General features: G+C 62.4%; 13 protein-coding genes. 3 read left to right on the forward strand and 10 right to left on the reverse strand.

What is annotated here, in order from left to right; all coding sequences use genetic code 11:
* Positions 1 to 5: 5 nt before the first annotated feature.
* The 10 genes from NKJ57_RS06345 to NKJ57_RS06390 all read right to left on the reverse strand — a co-directional run bounded on the left by NKJ57_RS06345 (position 6) and on the right by NKJ57_RS06390 (position 10,581).
* Entirely contained in the window at positions 6 to 788 is a 783-nt protein-coding gene (locus NKJ57_RS06345) for an ATP-binding cassette domain-containing protein (RefSeq protein ID WP_196814833.1), read from the reverse strand.
* Positions 785 to 1,789, reverse strand: a complete 1,005-nt coding sequence (locus NKJ57_RS06350) for an ABC transporter permease (RefSeq protein WP_050586906.1) — start codon at positions 1,787 to 1,789, stop codon at positions 785 to 787. The genes NKJ57_RS06345 and NKJ57_RS06350 overlap by 4 nt, the downstream gene beginning before the upstream one ends.
* Before the next feature lie 61 nt (positions 1,790 to 1,850).
* Positions 1,851 to 2,792: a sugar ABC transporter substrate-binding protein gene (locus NKJ57_RS06355; protein ID WP_023689426.1), complete on the reverse strand. Its 942-nt coding sequence runs from the start codon at positions 2,790 to 2,792 to the stop codon at positions 1,851 to 1,853.
* A gap of 55 nt (positions 2,793 to 2,847) precedes the next feature.
* Positions 2,848 to 3,762 carry a sugar phosphate isomerase/epimerase family protein gene (locus NKJ57_RS06360; RefSeq protein WP_352511320.1) on the reverse strand — a complete coding sequence of 305 codons (915 nt, stop codon included), beginning with the start codon at positions 3,760 to 3,762 and terminating at the stop codon, positions 2,848 to 2,850.
* Positions 3,763 to 3,788: 26 nt separating this feature from the next.
* A complete protein-coding gene (locus tag NKJ57_RS06365) occupies positions 3,789 to 4,886 on the reverse strand; it encodes a Gfo/Idh/MocA family protein (RefSeq protein WP_352511322.1) in 1,098 nt (365 codons plus the stop codon).
* Positions 4,887 to 4,921: 35 nt separating this feature from the next.
* Positions 4,922 to 5,983: an ABC transporter ATP-binding protein gene (locus NKJ57_RS06370; RefSeq protein ID WP_352511323.1), complete on the reverse strand. Its 1,062-nt coding sequence runs from the start codon at positions 5,981 to 5,983 to the stop codon at positions 4,922 to 4,924.
* 1 nt (position 5,984) lies between these two features.
* Positions 5,985 to 7,076, reverse strand: a complete 1,092-nt coding sequence (locus NKJ57_RS06375) for an ABC transporter ATP-binding protein (protein ID WP_352511324.1) — start codon at positions 7,074 to 7,076, stop codon at positions 5,985 to 5,987.
* The gene (locus tag NKJ57_RS06380; RefSeq protein ID WP_023834197.1) at positions 7,073 to 8,029 is read right to left on the reverse strand and encodes a carbohydrate ABC transporter permease; all 957 of its coding nucleotides are present in this window, start codon (positions 8,027 to 8,029) and stop codon (positions 7,073 to 7,075) included. The genes NKJ57_RS06375 and NKJ57_RS06380 overlap by 4 nt, the downstream gene beginning before the upstream one ends.
* Entirely contained in the window at positions 8,026 to 8,886 is an 861-nt protein-coding gene (locus NKJ57_RS06385; protein ID WP_352511325.1) for a carbohydrate ABC transporter permease, read from the reverse strand. Before NKJ57_RS06385 ends, NKJ57_RS06380 begins: the two co-directional genes overlap by 4 nt.
* 81 nt (positions 8,887 to 8,967) lie before the next feature.
* Positions 8,968 to 10,581 (reverse strand): extracellular solute-binding protein, encoded by a 1,614-nt coding sequence (locus tag NKJ57_RS06390; RefSeq protein WP_352511326.1) that lies wholly within the window; start codon positions 10,579 to 10,581, stop codon positions 8,968 to 8,970.
* 355 nt (positions 10,582 to 10,936) lie between these two features.
* On the opposite strand from NKJ57_RS06390, the gene NKJ57_RS06395 reads away from it, so the two are divergent.
* The 3 genes from NKJ57_RS06395 (at position 10,937) to NKJ57_RS06405 (ending at position 14,545) form a co-directional block, all read left to right on the forward strand.
* Positions 10,937 to 11,965, forward strand: coding sequence for a LacI family DNA-binding transcriptional regulator (locus NKJ57_RS06395; protein ID WP_352511327.1), 1,029 nt, complete (start codon positions 10,937 to 10,939; stop codon positions 11,963 to 11,965).
* Between the two features lie 406 nt (positions 11,966 to 12,371).
* On the forward strand, positions 12,372 to 13,262 hold the full coding sequence (locus NKJ57_RS06400) for an adenylate/guanylate cyclase domain-containing protein (RefSeq protein WP_023731706.1): 891 nt from the start codon (positions 12,372 to 12,374) through the stop codon (positions 13,260 to 13,262).
* Between the two features lie 1,022 nt (positions 13,263 to 14,284).
* Positions 14,285 to 14,545: a hypothetical protein gene (locus tag NKJ57_RS06405; RefSeq protein ID WP_245260004.1), complete on the forward strand. Its 261-nt coding sequence runs from the start codon at positions 14,285 to 14,287 to the stop codon at positions 14,543 to 14,545.
* The last annotated feature ends 141 nt before the right edge of the window (positions 14,546 to 14,686 follow it).

The following is a 14,686-nucleotide window of genomic DNA, read 5'->3' on the forward strand; positions in this document are numbered from 1 at the left end:
GTCCTTCACTTTGCCCTCGCCTCCTTGAGCAAGGCCGACATGTCGGCGCCGGTGATGATGCTTTCCACCGTCAACAGGTCGGTGTCGGCGACCGTCTGTTCCGCGACGATTTCGCCGCGGCGCATGACGATGATGCGGTCGGCGACCTGGAACACGTGGTGGATGTTGTGGGTGATGAGCAGCACCGAGTGGCCGGCGTCGCGCACCTCCTTGACGAAGCGCAGCACGCCGTGGGTTTCCTCGACGCCAAGATTGTTGGTCGGCTCGTCGAGTATGATCACCTTGGCGGCGAACTGCATGGCGCGCGAGATCGCGATCGATTGCCGCTCACCGCCCGAGAGCGTGCTAACCAGTGCATCGGCATCGAGCTTTTTCGAAATGCCGACCCGCTTCAGCAGCGCCGAGGCGGCGTTGCGAAGCTTGGCGAGGTCGAGGGGCGCGAACACGCCGAGCCAGCCGAAATTGACCGGCTCCCGACCCAAGAAAAGATTGCGCGCGATGCTGAGGTCCGGCGCGAGCGATGTGTCCTGATGGATAGTCTCGATGCCGAGGTCCATCGCGTCGCGCGTCGAGCGGATCGACGCCTTCTCGCCGCGCACGAAGATGTCGCCGTGGTCGGCCGGGAAGACGCCGGAGATCGCTTTGATCAGCGTCGACTTGCCGGCGCCATTGTCGCCAAGCAGGGCAACCACCTCGCCTTCGTTGAGGGTGAACGAGGCGTTCTTCAGCGCACGCACGTTGCCGAAGGACTTTTGCAGGTCTTGCAGACGCAGCACTTCCATCCTCAGCTCCTTGCGGCGTTCTTCTGCAGCAAAGCGTGCAGGATGAGCATGGCGAGGATGATGACGCCGACGAAGATGTTGTATGCCAAGCCCGGCACACCGATCAGCACGATGCCGTTGCGGATGGCGCGCAGCATCAGCGCGCCGACGATGGTGCCGAGGATGGTGCCGCGCCCGCCGGTGAGCGCCGTGCCGCCGACCACCACCATGGCGATCACTTCGAGTTCGTAGCCGGTGCCGGCCACCGGCGAGGCGGCCGAAATCCGGAACGCGCTGATCATGCCGGCCAGCCCGGCCACCACCGAGGTCAGGATGAACAGCCAGATCTTGACCGCGTCGGCCGGCACGCCGCGCGCCACCGCTGCGTTGCGGTTGCTGCCGATGGCGCTGATCCAGTTGCCGAGCTTGGCGTAGCGCAGGATGTAAATCGCCAGCAGCGACAGGCCGATGAACCACCAGAGCGAGGTGTAGAACCGGAACGAGCCTACATTGAAGCTGCCGGCAAGCAGCGTGACGAAGAAGCCGGGCTGGTCCCACGACTTCAGGGGGAATCCCTGCGTGATGTAGAGCGCCGCGCCGCGCACGACGAGCAGCATCGACAGCGTGACCAGGAACGAGGAAATGCCGATCTTGGTGACGATCAGCCCGTTGATGGCGCCGATCGCGATGCACAGCACAAGCCCGGCCAGGAGGGCGACGCCGATGTCGATACCGCCATTCTGCACCAGCAGCATCACCACGACGGGCGCAAGGCCGAACACGGCGCCGACCGACAGATCGAACTCGCCCGCCGTCAGCAGCAGCGTCATGCCGAGAGCGATGATGCCGAGCTCGGGCAGGAACGCCATCATGTTGGATATGTTGAGCGGCGACAGGAAGTTGCCGTCGGCGATGGCGAATACCACGAGCAGCACGATGAGGATGATGAGCGAGGAGAATTGCGGCGAACGCAGCAGCGCAGACCTGCCCTTCGCTCGCTGCGTGTCGTCGTCTGCTGTGATTGCCATATCTGTCAGGACCATGCGTTTCGTCCGGCGCCCGCCATTTCGGGGCGGGCGCCGATTGTCGTCACTTGTTGTAGAGTTTCAGGATCGGCTCGACGCTCGAGGCGTCGTAGAGGCTGAATGTGTGAATGTCGTAGCCGATCGGCTCGCCAGAGGCCGCAAGCCCGAGCAGCGCCACCGGCATGAAGCCCTGCGCCGACGGGTACTGCCAGGCCGCAGCATTGACGAAGCCGGACTTGACCGCCTCGGCCGTCTCCTTTGAGTTGCCCCAGCCGACGACCGGGACCTTGCCGGCCGACACACCGGCCCCGTCGAAGACGCGTTTGATGCTTGCTGCCACGGAATCGCCGAGTGCAATGATTGCCGGCGGATTGTTGGCGACCATGTAGTCGGTCATCTTGGCGATGATGCCGGCCGGGTCGGTGCCGCAATCGACCACGTCGTACTTGATGCCGAGCGGATCGAAGACGCTGGCGATGCCCTCGGTCTCCAGCTGCTGGTAGCTGGCGCCCGGCACTTCGACCGGCAGGAACACCTTGTCGCCCTGCTTCACCATCTTGTGGTCGACGAGATACTTGGCCCAGATGACGCCCGCTTCCCTGAGGTCGGCCCCGACATAGGCCTGCCGCCCGGTCGCCGGATCGTCGGTGTTGAAGAACACGATCGGTATGCCGGCGGCCTTGGCGGCCTTCACCTCCTCCGTCCACAGGCCGGGCTGAGCCGAGGTGGTGGCGATGCCGTCCGGCTTGGCGGCGAGCGCCGAGTTGAAAGCCTCCTTCTGCGCCGCCATGTCGCCGCCGCTGAACGAGATCTTGCAGGTCACCTTGAGCTGGTCGCAGGCCTTGGTCGCGCCGGCATTCCAGTCGATCCAGAACGCGTCCGAAGGGCCACCATGCGACAGCAGATAGAAGGTCTTCTGGCCGTCCTGCGCGAATGCCGGCAGGCTCAAGGAGACCCCGGCCACCAGCGTTGCCGCGGCAGCCACTTTCAATGCGAATTTCAACATTCATTCCTCCCTTGGTTGGAGTTGCGCCGCCATGCGCCGGCGGCGCAACCGGCGCTCACAGGCCGTTGGCGCGGAACTTCCCGTCGAGGAATTTCTTCGCGCGCGGCACGTCGTCTTCCGAGAGATGCTCGATGATGACCGGGATGTTTGGGTGCTTTTCCGCCAGCCGCTGCAGATAGAGATCGTAATTCAGCGATCCCAGCCCGGGCGCCGGCAGCTCGATCTCGCCGACGCCGCGGAAGGTGTGGCTCTCCATCGCATCCTCGTCGCCGATGTCGGCATGCTTTTCCGACTTGTCGCTGCCCGAACGCTTGACGTCCTTGGCATGCGCGATCTTGATCTTGTCGGTCAGCGTATCGAACACCTGGTTCAGGATCTGGTCCATCCTGTCGATGTTGTGGGTTTCGAAATAGTTGGTCGGATCCATCAGCAGGCCGAGGCCGGGATGGTCGACGTGGGCGAACATCTTCACCGTCTCCTCGACCGAGCCAACGACGTTGTTGACGTAGGTCTCGAGGAGGAAGACCGCGCCATGGTCATAGGCGGTCTGGGCAAGCTCGGCGATCACCTTGCGGCATTCCTCGAATCCTTCCTCGGTCTTGTTCTTCGGGTGATGCACCCAGTCGGATTCGGTGTTGTAGGTACCGGTCTCGGAGATCACGTAGGGCGAGCCGAAGCTGCGGGCGTTGCGGAGGATCTCCTTGAGATAGCCGACGCGCTTGTCGCGCTCGGATTTGTCGGGATGGATGATGTTGGTGTAGCCCGACACGCAGCAGATCGGCAGGTTGTTGTCGCGGAAGACGTCGCGCACCTGCTTGGCCTTTTCCTCAGTGATCTGCCCGGCCGACAGATCGATATCCCTAAAATGCAGGTCGAGCTGCACCGTGTTGAAACCGAGCCCGCGGATCTTCTTTGCCGTCTCTTCGAGGCCGTACGGGAAATAGCCCGTGAAAATACCTGCCTGCATCATGATGTGAATTCCTCCCTGTAAGCGATTCAGTTGGCTGATTTTATCGAGATTTCGGAAAGCTTGACGGTGCGGCCCTCGTGGATCGAGCGATAGCCGGCCTCGACCAGTGCCATTGTCTTGACGTTGTCGGCGACGGAGAGCGCCGGCGGCGCGCCTGTCTTCACCGCATGCTGCAATTGCTCCATCACGCCGATGAAGGCATGCGGGAACCACATCGTGTCCCAGCTCGGGCTGACCCATTCGCCGCCGGTCGTCTCGGTCGACGCGTAGGTCAGCGTCGAGGCAGCGCCTTTCGGCCAGCCGATCGTGCCTTTGGCGACACCCTTGGTGCCGTCGACGCGCCAGTTGATGTGCTGGTCGTCCAGATAGCCCTCCTGGCGCGGTCCGGACCAGACATCCTCCAGCGACACGGCGAGCACGCCGGAGGGAAAGCGCAGCGTCGAGACGGTGATGCCGTCGCTATGCTCGAATGTCGTGCGCGGGTCCTTGCGTGTCAGCGTGGTGATTTCCGAGGGATCGCCGAACAGGAAGCGCAGCACGTCGAGATGGTGCACGCTCATATTGGCGAGCGTCAGCCGGTCGTAATCCTGAAGGAAAGTCTGCCAGTGCGGGATGGCATGCATGTCGATCTGCGCGAAGACGATGTCGCCCAGCGCGCCGCTGTCGATGATCTGCTTCAGAACGCGCATCGACTGGTCGTAGCGCATGTTCTGGTTGACCGAGAGGATCTTGCCGGACTTTGATGCTTCGTCGCGCAGCTTCACGGCTTCATCGACCGACAGCGCCAGTGGCTTCTGCGCCAGGATCGCCTTGATGTGAGGCTGCTTCAGCGCATGGCGGATCAGCGCCGGCTGCTGGTCGGGCGGAAAGGCAAGGTCGACGATCTCGACCTCAGAATCCTCGATCAGCTGTTCCGGCGTGTCGTGCACGGTCGGGATGTCCCAACGCGTGGCGACCTTCTGCGCATTGGAACGGGTCCGCGAGGCGATCGCCATCACGTTGAACCCCGCTTCGCGATAGGCTGCCAGATGGCACTCGGCCATGATCATGCCGGCGCCGATGCAGCCGATACGGTATTCTTTCGTGCGGACCTTCACGTCCGGCTCGAAGCCTTCGCTCGCCATGTCTTCCTCCCGCAATTCTGTTTTCGCAGCCGCGATCATCTCGCCAACGCGCCTCCGTCCTGCCCGAAATAATGCACCCGGGCCGGCTCGCAGGATATCGCTACCGCCGCATCCGGCCTGATGTCGGGCTGGCCGCGCAGCAGCGCCTTCAGCCGCGCCTCTCCGGCGGCGAGCGTTACCACCGTGTAGCCGCCAAGCGGCTCGACCTCGAACACGCGTGCCGGGCGGCCAACGCCCCCGTCGACCCAGGGCCGGACCTTGATGTCCTCCGGCCTCAGCCCGATTTCGATCGCGTCGGCCGGAGCAGCGCGATCGTCGATGCTGACCGCGCCTTCGGCGGCCTCGATGCCACCGTCGCCGCGCACGGATTTGAGGATGTTCATGACAGGCGAACCAAGCAGTCGCGCCACATAGGTGTTCGCCGGGCGGTCGTAGATCTCGGACGGGGCGCCGATCTGCCGGATCCTGCCATTCTCCAGAATGGCGATGCGGTCGGCGATCGACATCGCCTCTTCCTGGTCATGGGTGACGTAGATCAGCGTCTTGCCGAGTTCGCGCTGGATGCGCTTGAGCTCGACGCGCGTTTCCTCGCGCAGCCGCGCATCGAGCGCAGAGATCGGGTCGTCCATCAGATAGGCGTTCGGGTCGCGCACCAGGGCGCGGGCTATGGCCACGCGCTGCCGCTCGCCACCGGAAAGCTGCGCCGGCGGCTTGTGCAGGATATGGCCGATGTGGAGCTTGGCGGCCACGTCGGCGACACGCTTCTCGATCTGGGCCTCGGCGACCTTGCGCTCGACCAGCGGGAAACGCACATTTTCGCGCGCGCTCATATGGGGGAACAGCGCCAGGTTCTGGAACACCATGGCGACATTGCGCTCGGCCGGCGAGACGGTGTTGACCGGTTTGCCGCCGATCAGGATCTCTCCGGCGTCAGGCGTCTCCAGCCCGAGCACCAGGCGCAGGATTGTCGATTTGCCCGACAGCGGCGGCCCGAAGAAGCAGAAGAATTCGTTGTCATTGACGGTGAACGACGCGTCGTCGACGGCGAGCGTCGTGCCGTAACGCTTGCTGACATTGCGAAAGACGATATCGGCCATGTCAACCTGCCTTCATCGCAATGCCGCTGCGGGCATCGAAGACACGCACGGACGATGCCACGGGGGCGACGACGGCAAGCTCGCCGATCGACAGTCCGACAGCATTGTCGAACACCGCCTTCACGGCGGTCTCGCCATCGCCGAGATGGACGATGGTCCTCGCGCCGATCCGCTCGACGAAGCTCACCGGCATGGCGAGGCCCTGCCCGCTCTGCACCAGCGACACCTGTTCGGGCCGGAAGCCGTAAAGCACCTCAGAGCGCGATCCGCGCAAGGTGGCGGCCAGCGCATCCGGCAGCGTCGGCGTGACCCCCAGTGGCCCGAGATCGACCACCAGGCCCAGGTCGCTCTCCGCCGGCCTTCCCTTCAGCAGGTTCATGCCCGGAGCGCCGATGAAGCGGGCGACGAAGACATTGGCTGGATTGTTGTAGACTTCCAGCGGCGTTCCCACCTGCTGCAGCACGCCGTGATCCATGACGGCAATGCGGTCGGCCATGGTCATGGCCTCGAGCTGGTCATGGGTGACGTAGACCATCGTCTGCCTGAACTGGCGCTGCAGCTGCTTGAGCTCGGTCCGCATTACCGCCCGGAAGGCGGCGTCGACATTGGACAGCGGCTCGTCGAGCAGGAAGATGGCCGGCTCCATGATCGCCGAGCGTCCGATTGCCACCCGCTGCAGGATGTTGACCGAGAGCCGGTCGGCCTTGCGGTCGAGCAGCGGCGTCAACTGCAGCAGCTCGGCGGTGGCGCCGACGCGGCGGTCGATCTCAGCTTTCGCCGCACCACGCATCCGCGGCCCATAGGCAAGGTTCTGGCGCACCGTCATATGGGTGAAGATGGCATAGTTCTGGAAAACGAAGCCGACGCCGCGGCGGCCCATGGGCACGCCGGCCATGTCGCGCTCGCCAAACAGGATCTTGCCGCTGGTCGGCTCCTCCATGCCGGCTATCATGTTCATCGTTGTCGACTTGCCGCAGCCCGAAGGCCCGAGCAGCGCCATGAACTCGCCATCGGCGATGTCGAGGTCCATGGTCTTCAGCGCCGTGAACTCGCCAAAGGTCTTGACCAGGTTGCGCAGCTGGATCGCACTCATGCCGGCACCAGCCTTGCGCGCGCCATGCGCTTCATGGCGAATACGGCAACGATCGAAAGCACGACCAGGATGGCCAGTGCGATCGCCGCCACATAGCCCCAGATCAGGTCCTGCGTCGTGACCTTGTAGATGTAGACGGAGATCGTCTCCGTGGCGACGCCGGGGCCGCCGCCGGTCATGATGTAGAGCGTGTCGAAGATCTTGAAGTTCTCGATGACACGGATCGCCAGCGCGATGATGATGATCGTCTTCATCTTCGGCAGCACGATGGTGACGAAGCGCTGCCACGGATTGGCGCCGAGCAGGGTCGCCGCCTTGATCTGGTCCTGCGGCACGCCGACCAGGCCGGCAAGCAGAATCAGGAACATCAGCGGCGTCCATTGCCAGATATCGGCGATGATCACCGCGATCAGCGCCAGTGTGGGGTCAGACAGCCAGGCGATGGTGACGCGGGAACCGCTGAGTGCCGACAGGATGTCGTTCAGCGGCCCGCCCGACTGGAACAGCATGAAGAACATGTAGCCGGCCACCGCTGGAACCACCATCATCGGCATCAGCAGGATCGAATAGAAGATCCGCTTGCCCGGAAAATCGTCCGCGAACAGCGTCGCCAATGCCAGGCCAAGCAGGAATTCGACGGGCACGCACACGACCATGACGATGGCCGTGCGCCTCAGCGCGCTCCAGAAGCGCGCATCGGCGGCAAGGTCGGTGTAGTTGGCGAAGCTGTTCCACATCTCCCATGCGTTCCACCAGCCGAGGCCGGAGAGCGGCGACCAGTCGGTGACGCTGATGTAGAGCTGCATCAGCAGCGGGAAGACGGAGATGAAGAGCACCAAAACCTGCGCCGGCAGCGTCAGCCGGAATCCCAGCCGCGCTCCCTCGTCCCGCAGCGCGGGCTTGCCAAGCGCGGCCTTTGCGTCCTTCGAGACAGTCACGGTCACCGCGCTCATTGCTTGAGCGCGCCGAACGTCAGGCCGCGCACCAGATGGCGCTGGATGGCAATGCCCATGATGACCGGCGGCACCGCGGCGATAAGACCGAGCGCGGCCTTGGCGCCATAGAGTTGACCGGTCATCGAGGAGGACAGCGAGGCCATGTAGACGGGGATCGTCACCCATTCGCGCGTCGTCAGGAGCAGCGCGATCAGATAGTCCGACCAGTTGAGGATGAAGACGAAGAGGGCGGCGCTGGCCAGCGGTGCGCGCATCATCGGCAGCGTGATGCGGGTGAAGACGCGCAGCCACGAACAACCTTCGACAAGCGCCGCTTCCTCGATCTCGCGCGGCATGTCGTCGAAGAAGGTCTTCATGAGCCAGAAAGCGAATGGCAGGGTGACGATGCCGTAGATCAGCGCCAGGCCAAACCAGCTGTCGGTGAAGTTCAGGAAGGCCCACATGATCATGACCGGGATCATCACCGCCATTGGCGGAAACAGCCTGAGCTGGATCAGCGCCAGCGGCAGGTTCTGGCCCGAGCCGAAACGCGACAGCCCGTAGGCCGCAGCCGTGCCCGCCGACATCGCGATCGCCGTGCCGAACACCGCCGACAGCAGCGACGACAGGATCGGCTTCAGCGCGGTGCGGTCGAGCGCCACGATCAGATTGTTGTTGGATTCACCGAAGACGAACTGGAAATTGCCGAGCGTCGGGTTCTTCGGCCACCATGTCAGGTCGGCGCCGGTCGCCGACCATTCGGCGATCGGCTTGAAGGCCATCGACACCATCCACAGGATCGGTACCAGCGTCACCGCCATCGCCGCGAAGATCGCGGCGTAGCGGAATATCTCGAAGGGGACGGAACGCTTCATCTGGCTGCTTTGCTGGTGGCGTTGACTGCGGCGGGGAGGAACAGATGCTCCTCCCCTCCAGCGCTGATCCAGGGAGACGGATCAGCTGATCGGGTCGAGAACCGTCGGCCAGGCCTCCTTGTTCGTCCTGATGGCTTCGAGCAATTTGTCCTCGCCGATGCGGCGGGCGATCTTCTTCCATTCCGCTTCCGTGTCGGCCATCGCCTGTTCCGCTGTCTTGGCCTTGGTCAGCGACGCCATCAGATTTTCGTCCAATGCGTTGTGGAAGGCGGTGGCGCCGGGATAGTTGATCGTCGGCACCGTGCGGGCGACGGTCTCGCGCACCACGTCGATGTGGTAGGCGTGGTAGGTCTGGCGCACCAGCGGATCGGAGAAATCCGAGAGCCGGAACGGATCGAGATAGCCGCCCGGATTGACGCTCATCCAGGCATAGATGCGGGCGGAGCCCAGCCACTGCAGCAAAAGGTAGGCGACCTCCTGGTTTTTCGACTGCGACGAGACCATGCCGGTCAGCGAGAACCACAGCACGGAACGGCTGATCAGCTTGCCGTCGACTTCGCGGCCGGGCGGCAGCATCGAGCCGATCTTGCCGGTGACGGCAGAATCCTTGTTGCCGGCATTGTCGAGGAATTTCGGCAGGTTCGAGAAGGCGCAGGTCATCGCCGCGCCGCCCTTGGCGAAATTTCCATACTGCTCCGGCCAGCCCCAGGAGATCGCGTCCGGCGAGTGATGAACCAGCGAGCCGACATATTCGTTGGTGGCGGCAATGCCGTGCTCGGAATTGATCAGCGGCTTGCCGTCGTCGCCGAACAGGAACTGGTTGGGCGATGCCATCGAGACATAGCGCTGATACCAGTTGGTGTAGCCCCAGCCCTGGTTGCGCAGGTCGGTGGAGCCGAACAGGCCCTTGTCGGGCCGCTGGAAGAAGCCCGCGATGTCACTGTGCTGCTTCCAGGTCTTCGGCGGCGCCAGATCGTAGCCGAATTTGTCCTTGAACGCCTTCTGCTCGGCAGCGTCGCCGAACAGGTCGGTGCGGTAGACCCAGGTCTGGAAGTCGCCGTCCAGCGACACGCCATAGTTGGACCCGCGATATTTGTTGAGCAGCGACACGCCCTTGGCGCCGTCGACATAGCCGGTCTTGGGATCGTCCCATTCGGGCTTGTACTGGGCGACGAAGTCGTCGAGCTTGGCGATGCCGCCGGTCTCGGCAAGGTCGCCGAGGCGGTTCCATTCCGTCGAGTAGATGTCATAGGCCCCACCCTTGGTGGAGATGTCCTGCATCGTCTTGGTGAATTCCTGGCCGTTCGGCAGGCCGACGATCTCAATCTGGATGCCGGTCTCCTTTTCCCACAGTTCCTTGATCGACGGCGCACCCGCAGGGAAAGGCTGTGTGAGTTGGCCAATCGAGCCATCCGACAGGCCAAGCACGATCTTGGCCGGTGCCTTGCCAGCTCCCTTCAAGGCCTTGGCCGCCTCAACGGCACGGCCTTCCGGCGTGTCGGCGCCATATTGATAGCGCTCTGCGCCCTCGAAACCGGTGGGGCCGCCGACCATGCCTGGCGCCAGCGCGTCGGCCGCAACGGCACGGCCGGGACGGATGAATTGCGGTGCGATACCGGCCGCAGCCACGAACGCCGCGGCCTTTCCTCCGGACGCCAACAAGCCGCGTCGCGATATGCGGATCAAATCAGACATTGGAATTCCTCCCTCAGGGCCGATGTTTCCTCCACGAGCCCATTGAGGGATATTGACGGCAGCACCGGAATGCTGTCAACATCATAAATACTCAAAATACATCGTAACACCGCAACCGCGGAGAAAATACGTCATGCAAAGGTCGACTCACGGGCTCAATGCCTCGATTTGATGGGAAATCTGCCTTTCTGGCACGCGACTATCACGTCGGGCGACGCGATTTAGCCCAACCTCCTTGCGCATCGGCTAAGGCTCGATACATCATTTCCCATCAGAATCGCTGATGGCTGGCAGCTGTGGCCGTCGGACGGGCTAGCGGCATTGTGCGATCTGACGCATTGAGGAGATGAAGACGGTGCGTTCCACCTTGACTGACATAGCCCGGGAAGCCGGCGTTTCCGCCGCCACCGTCGACCGCGTGCTGAACAACAGGCCCGGTGTGCGGGCGCGCACGCGTGAGATCGTGCTCGAAATGGCGCAGCGCCTCGGCTACATCGCGGAGCGCCCGAACGGAGCGCCGCCCAGGCCCTCACCCGGAGAGGTCATCCGTCTCGACTTCGCTCTGCCGGCCGGCACCAATTCCTTCATCAAGATGCTGCATCGACACATCGAAGCGCAGGCCCTAGCGCGCCCCGATCTCGACGTCCACATCGCCACCATAGAGGGCTTCAACCCCGACCGGCTCGCCCGCCTGCTGCAAGAATTGCGTGGACAGACACAAGGCGTCGGCGTGATCGCGCTGGATCATCCAACGGTGCGCGAGGCGATCCGCTCGCTGTCAGCCAATGACGTCAAGGTGGTGACCATCGCCTCCGACATCCTGCATGTTCCGAGAGTGGCCTATATCGGCATCGACAACCGCGCCGCGGGGCGGCTGGCCGGCTATCTGCTCAACCGCTTCATGGGATCGGAACGCCCAAGCAAGGTGGCGCTGTTCGCCGGCTCGCTGTCCTATCGCGGCCATGAGGAACGCGAGATGGGATTCCGGCACATCTTGACCGAGGAGTCGCCCAATCTCGAGATCGTCGAGATGCGCGAAATGCTGGATGACCGAGAGAAGGCTTATTCGGAAGCATCAGCGCTTCTGGACCGGCACCCCGATCTTGCCGCGATCTACAATGTCGGCGCCGGCAACACCGGCATCGCTCGGGCGCTGAAGGAGCGTGGACGCGCCAAAGACATTCTCTTTCTCGGCCACGAGGTGACAGACGGCACCAAGGAACTTTTGTTGGATGGGACGCTCGATGCGGTCATAGATCAAAATCCGCGCGTCGAGGCGCGGGAAGCGCTCAACATTTTAAGCCACTCTGTCAGGCACCTGAACTATGAACCGCATCAACCACGACTTCAGGTGATCTTCAAAGAGAATATACCTGAAATCTGATCAATGGATCCGTGATCTTATCGCAAAGCACGGCGTTGGCGTCGCCACCGGTCCCAAATACGAACGAGAGCCCGAATGATCTCGTCAAAGCCGCCGATCTGGCACTATTCCGTGCGAAGTCGGAGGGGCCGAGATCGGGTCGTGGTTGATGGTGCATGAGAAGGCCGTCGCCCGTTGCAACTCGGTCAGCCTAAAAGACCAAGTCCACTCATAGCACCGAAGTCGCGAACGATTGGGGCGAAGAGGGTTCTGGATGTCGGCACGAAGCCGACGAATGGCATACGCCCGTCCGTCCGCGACGATCACCTGAGGCATCGCCCCGGCCCCAGGCGCACGAGCAGATATGTCGCAGGCAACCTCGTGTGTTATACACGCACGCTGACTTTTTGGGTCGGACACGAGATCGATGGACCAGGAAACGCTTCTTGCCGCAGTCCTCTTAGCTGATGTCGTGGGCAGCACGCCGCTCTATGAGCGGATCGGAGACGATGCCGCTCTACAGCAGGTCTCGGATTGCCTGGACACGATGCGCGAGATTGTCGCCAAGCACCGTGGTGATTTCATTTACTCGAAAGGCGATGACATACTCAGCCTCTTCGAGAGCCCGGAAATGGCGCTGAGGGCCGTCTGCCAAATTACCCATCAACTGACTAAAGGGCCGTTGAGCGCCCGTATCGGATTGCATTTCGGGGCGGTCATTCGCGCGCGGGGCGCGATATTCGGTGATGTTGTCAATGTCACCGCAAGGTTGTCCACCACGGCGAACCCCGGAGAGGTGCTGATCAGCCAGAGCTTCTGCGAAGCCCTTTCCCCGAGAAGCCGCAAGGGCCTGCGGCTCCTCGACAAAATGGCCTTGAAGGGGAAGCAAGAGTTCTTCGATGTCTATACCCTGTGGAGCGACGATGGGGCCCCCGGTACGCAGATCACCAGCCATGGCGCCACTACAGATAGACGCTCGGTCCTGCCGCGGCAGATTCATCTGGTCATCCGCTACAGAGATCAGCTGCGATCCTGTCGAAACGGCGAATCCGTGACAATCGGCAGATCGGCGGAATGCGATATCATCGTCGAGCGGCCCTGGGTATCGAGGCGCCACGCCGCCTTCACCATATTGAATGGCAGAGCTCGGCTTCTCGAACGAAGCTCTTCGGGCACATTTGTGTCCATGGGACTCGGCCATGAAGTATTCGTACGCCGTGAAGATATTATCCTCTTCGGCTCCGGCGTCATCTCGCCTGGAGTGAAGTCGGCACTCGACGAAGCCCAGCTTCTTCACTACGAAATTGTCTCGGATTGACCCGGCCCGGATACTAGCTCGACCGGTTTCGAGCTGGTTCGCTGGCGCCTCAATGTCGCGCCGTACTCTTTGACAGCCATTGGAATCGACCGTTCACAAATGTGCCAAGGCCAATCCAGGAACGTCTGCTCTCGAAGTTGAACTGCGAAGAGCTGACTTCCGTTTCCCTCGCTGAGTTCGACGGAGCCGCGGCCGATGCATCTCCCTCGCAGGATGCGGAGTTCTACCTGCTCCGAGGCCACATTCTGCAGGTGGATGGTTTCGGCAGCAAGCTGGCCCGCTCGATCGATGACGCGCTAGGTCTTGCCGCGAAAAGGCCGTGGGAATTGTGCTGGACTGTCGGCCAGACAATGAGCTGCCGACGGGAGCGGCCGGCTGAAGCGGGATGCCCGGACCAATTCCCTGCCCTGTGTCGCCTTGATGTCCCCAGGCGCTGAAGGTCAGCACAGGCTGTTGCAGCCCGGGGTCGACGAACGCTTCATCAGACCATTTGCGCCGCAATAGCTCCTCGAGCACCTGCGAAGGCTCGCGATTGGGCTACCGTCACGAAATTGGCGCAGAAGCGCAGACCACTGACATATCGCGACCTCGAGATGGAGCTCGATACCACCGTATTTGCAGCACCGGGGAAAATTCCTCTTGGGCCGATCGAGTTCAAGTTGGTGCGCCACATGCTCGAGAATCCTGCAAGGTGATCAGCCGTGATGAATTCATCGCAGCTGGCTGGTCGCAGAAGCCAGTGTGAGCGCCCAGTGGTCGACGTTCACATGAGCCAGTCGCGAAAGTTGTTGAAGCAGTCGTCGCAGAGTTGCCATTCGCACCGTGCGGCTTGCCGGCTATTCTCTCGGGACACTGCGGGCTGACAATCTCGGCGGTTGGGTTCAGAAAGGTCGCTGCGTGACGCCGCAAGGGGACCAACGCGATGGGAAAGGTCTTGGCAGCTAGGGGACTTAACGCCACCGACATTGCAGCCGTGGCGCTGCTCTAATCGAGAGAAAGTCTGGGCGTATAGAACAAGCGACATGAGCGTGTCGGATTGTTTGCATTCAAACGACCTTTGCGACGTTATCCGTGCCTTCGCCTTGCTGGTGCCGGAGGAAATCATGACGTCGCCCGACAATTCAGTCGAACTCGTTCGCGACAAGAAGTGGACGGTCCGCATCACCGCCTACGGCAGCACCCTGACGTTTCCGTTCGAAGCAGAAAGCTATGCACGTTCTTATGCCGATGGTCAGGCATTCCGTCTCGGCGTTCAGGTGGCGGAACTGAAGCGATGCGGCTGACACTTTGTCGACGCGTTGGCGGATAGCCTGCATCGCGATCGGAACGAATAGGTCGCTGATTGCAGCCTCGCGATTTTTCCATCAAATCCCGCCTGCAATCTTTACAGCAACTCGGCAAATCCCTCGCCGACTAGTGTTGTC

Source organism: Mesorhizobium sp. M0077 (assembly GCF_040322955.1).
Taxonomy (GTDB): domain Bacteria; phylum Pseudomonadota; class Alphaproteobacteria; order Rhizobiales; family Rhizobiaceae; genus Mesorhizobium.

What these genes read in the sequence shown, in the direction of transcription:
- NKJ57_RS06350 (WP_050586906.1), bottom strand. Translation starts at nt 1,789, where the DNA reads ATGGCAATCACAGCAGACGACGACACGCAGCGAGCGAAGGGCAGGTCT.
- NKJ57_RS06355 (WP_023689426.1), bottom strand. Translation starts at nt 2,792, where the DNA reads ATGTTGAAATTCGCATTGAAAGTGGCTGCCGCGGCAACGCTGGTGGCC.
- NKJ57_RS06360 (WP_352511320.1), bottom strand. Translation starts at nt 3,762, where the DNA reads ATGATGCAGGCAGGTATTTTCACGGGCTATTTCCCGTACGGCCTCGAA.
- NKJ57_RS06365 (WP_352511322.1), bottom strand. Translation starts at nt 4,886, where the DNA reads ATGGCGAGCGAAGGCTTCGAGCCGGACGTGAAGGTCCGCACGAAAGAA.
- NKJ57_RS06370 (WP_352511323.1), bottom strand. Translation starts at nt 5,983, where the DNA reads ATGGCCGATATCGTCTTTCGCAATGTCAGCAAGCGTTACGGCACGACG.
- NKJ57_RS06375 (WP_352511324.1), bottom strand. Translation starts at nt 7,076, where the DNA reads ATGAGTGCGATCCAGCTGCGCAACCTGGTCAAGACCTTTGGCGAGTTC.
- NKJ57_RS06380 (WP_023834197.1), bottom strand. Translation starts at nt 8,029, where the DNA reads ATGAGCGCGGTGACCGTGACTGTCTCGAAGGACGCAAAGGCCGCGCTT.
- NKJ57_RS06385 (WP_352511325.1), bottom strand. Translation starts at nt 8,886, where the DNA reads ATGAAGCGTTCCGTCCCCTTCGAGATATTCCGCTACGCCGCGATCTTC.
- NKJ57_RS06390 (WP_352511326.1), bottom strand. Translation starts at nt 10,581, where the DNA reads ATGTCTGATTTGATCCGCATATCGCGACGCGGCTTGTTGGCGTCCGGA.
- NKJ57_RS06400 (WP_023731706.1), top strand. Translation starts at nt 12,372, where the DNA reads ATGGACCAGGAAACGCTTCTTGCCGCAGTCCTCTTAGCTGATGTCGTG.
- NKJ57_RS06405 (WP_245260004.1), top strand. Translation starts at nt 14,285, where the DNA reads ATGAGCGTGTCGGATTGTTTGCATTCAAACGACCTTTGCGACGTTATC.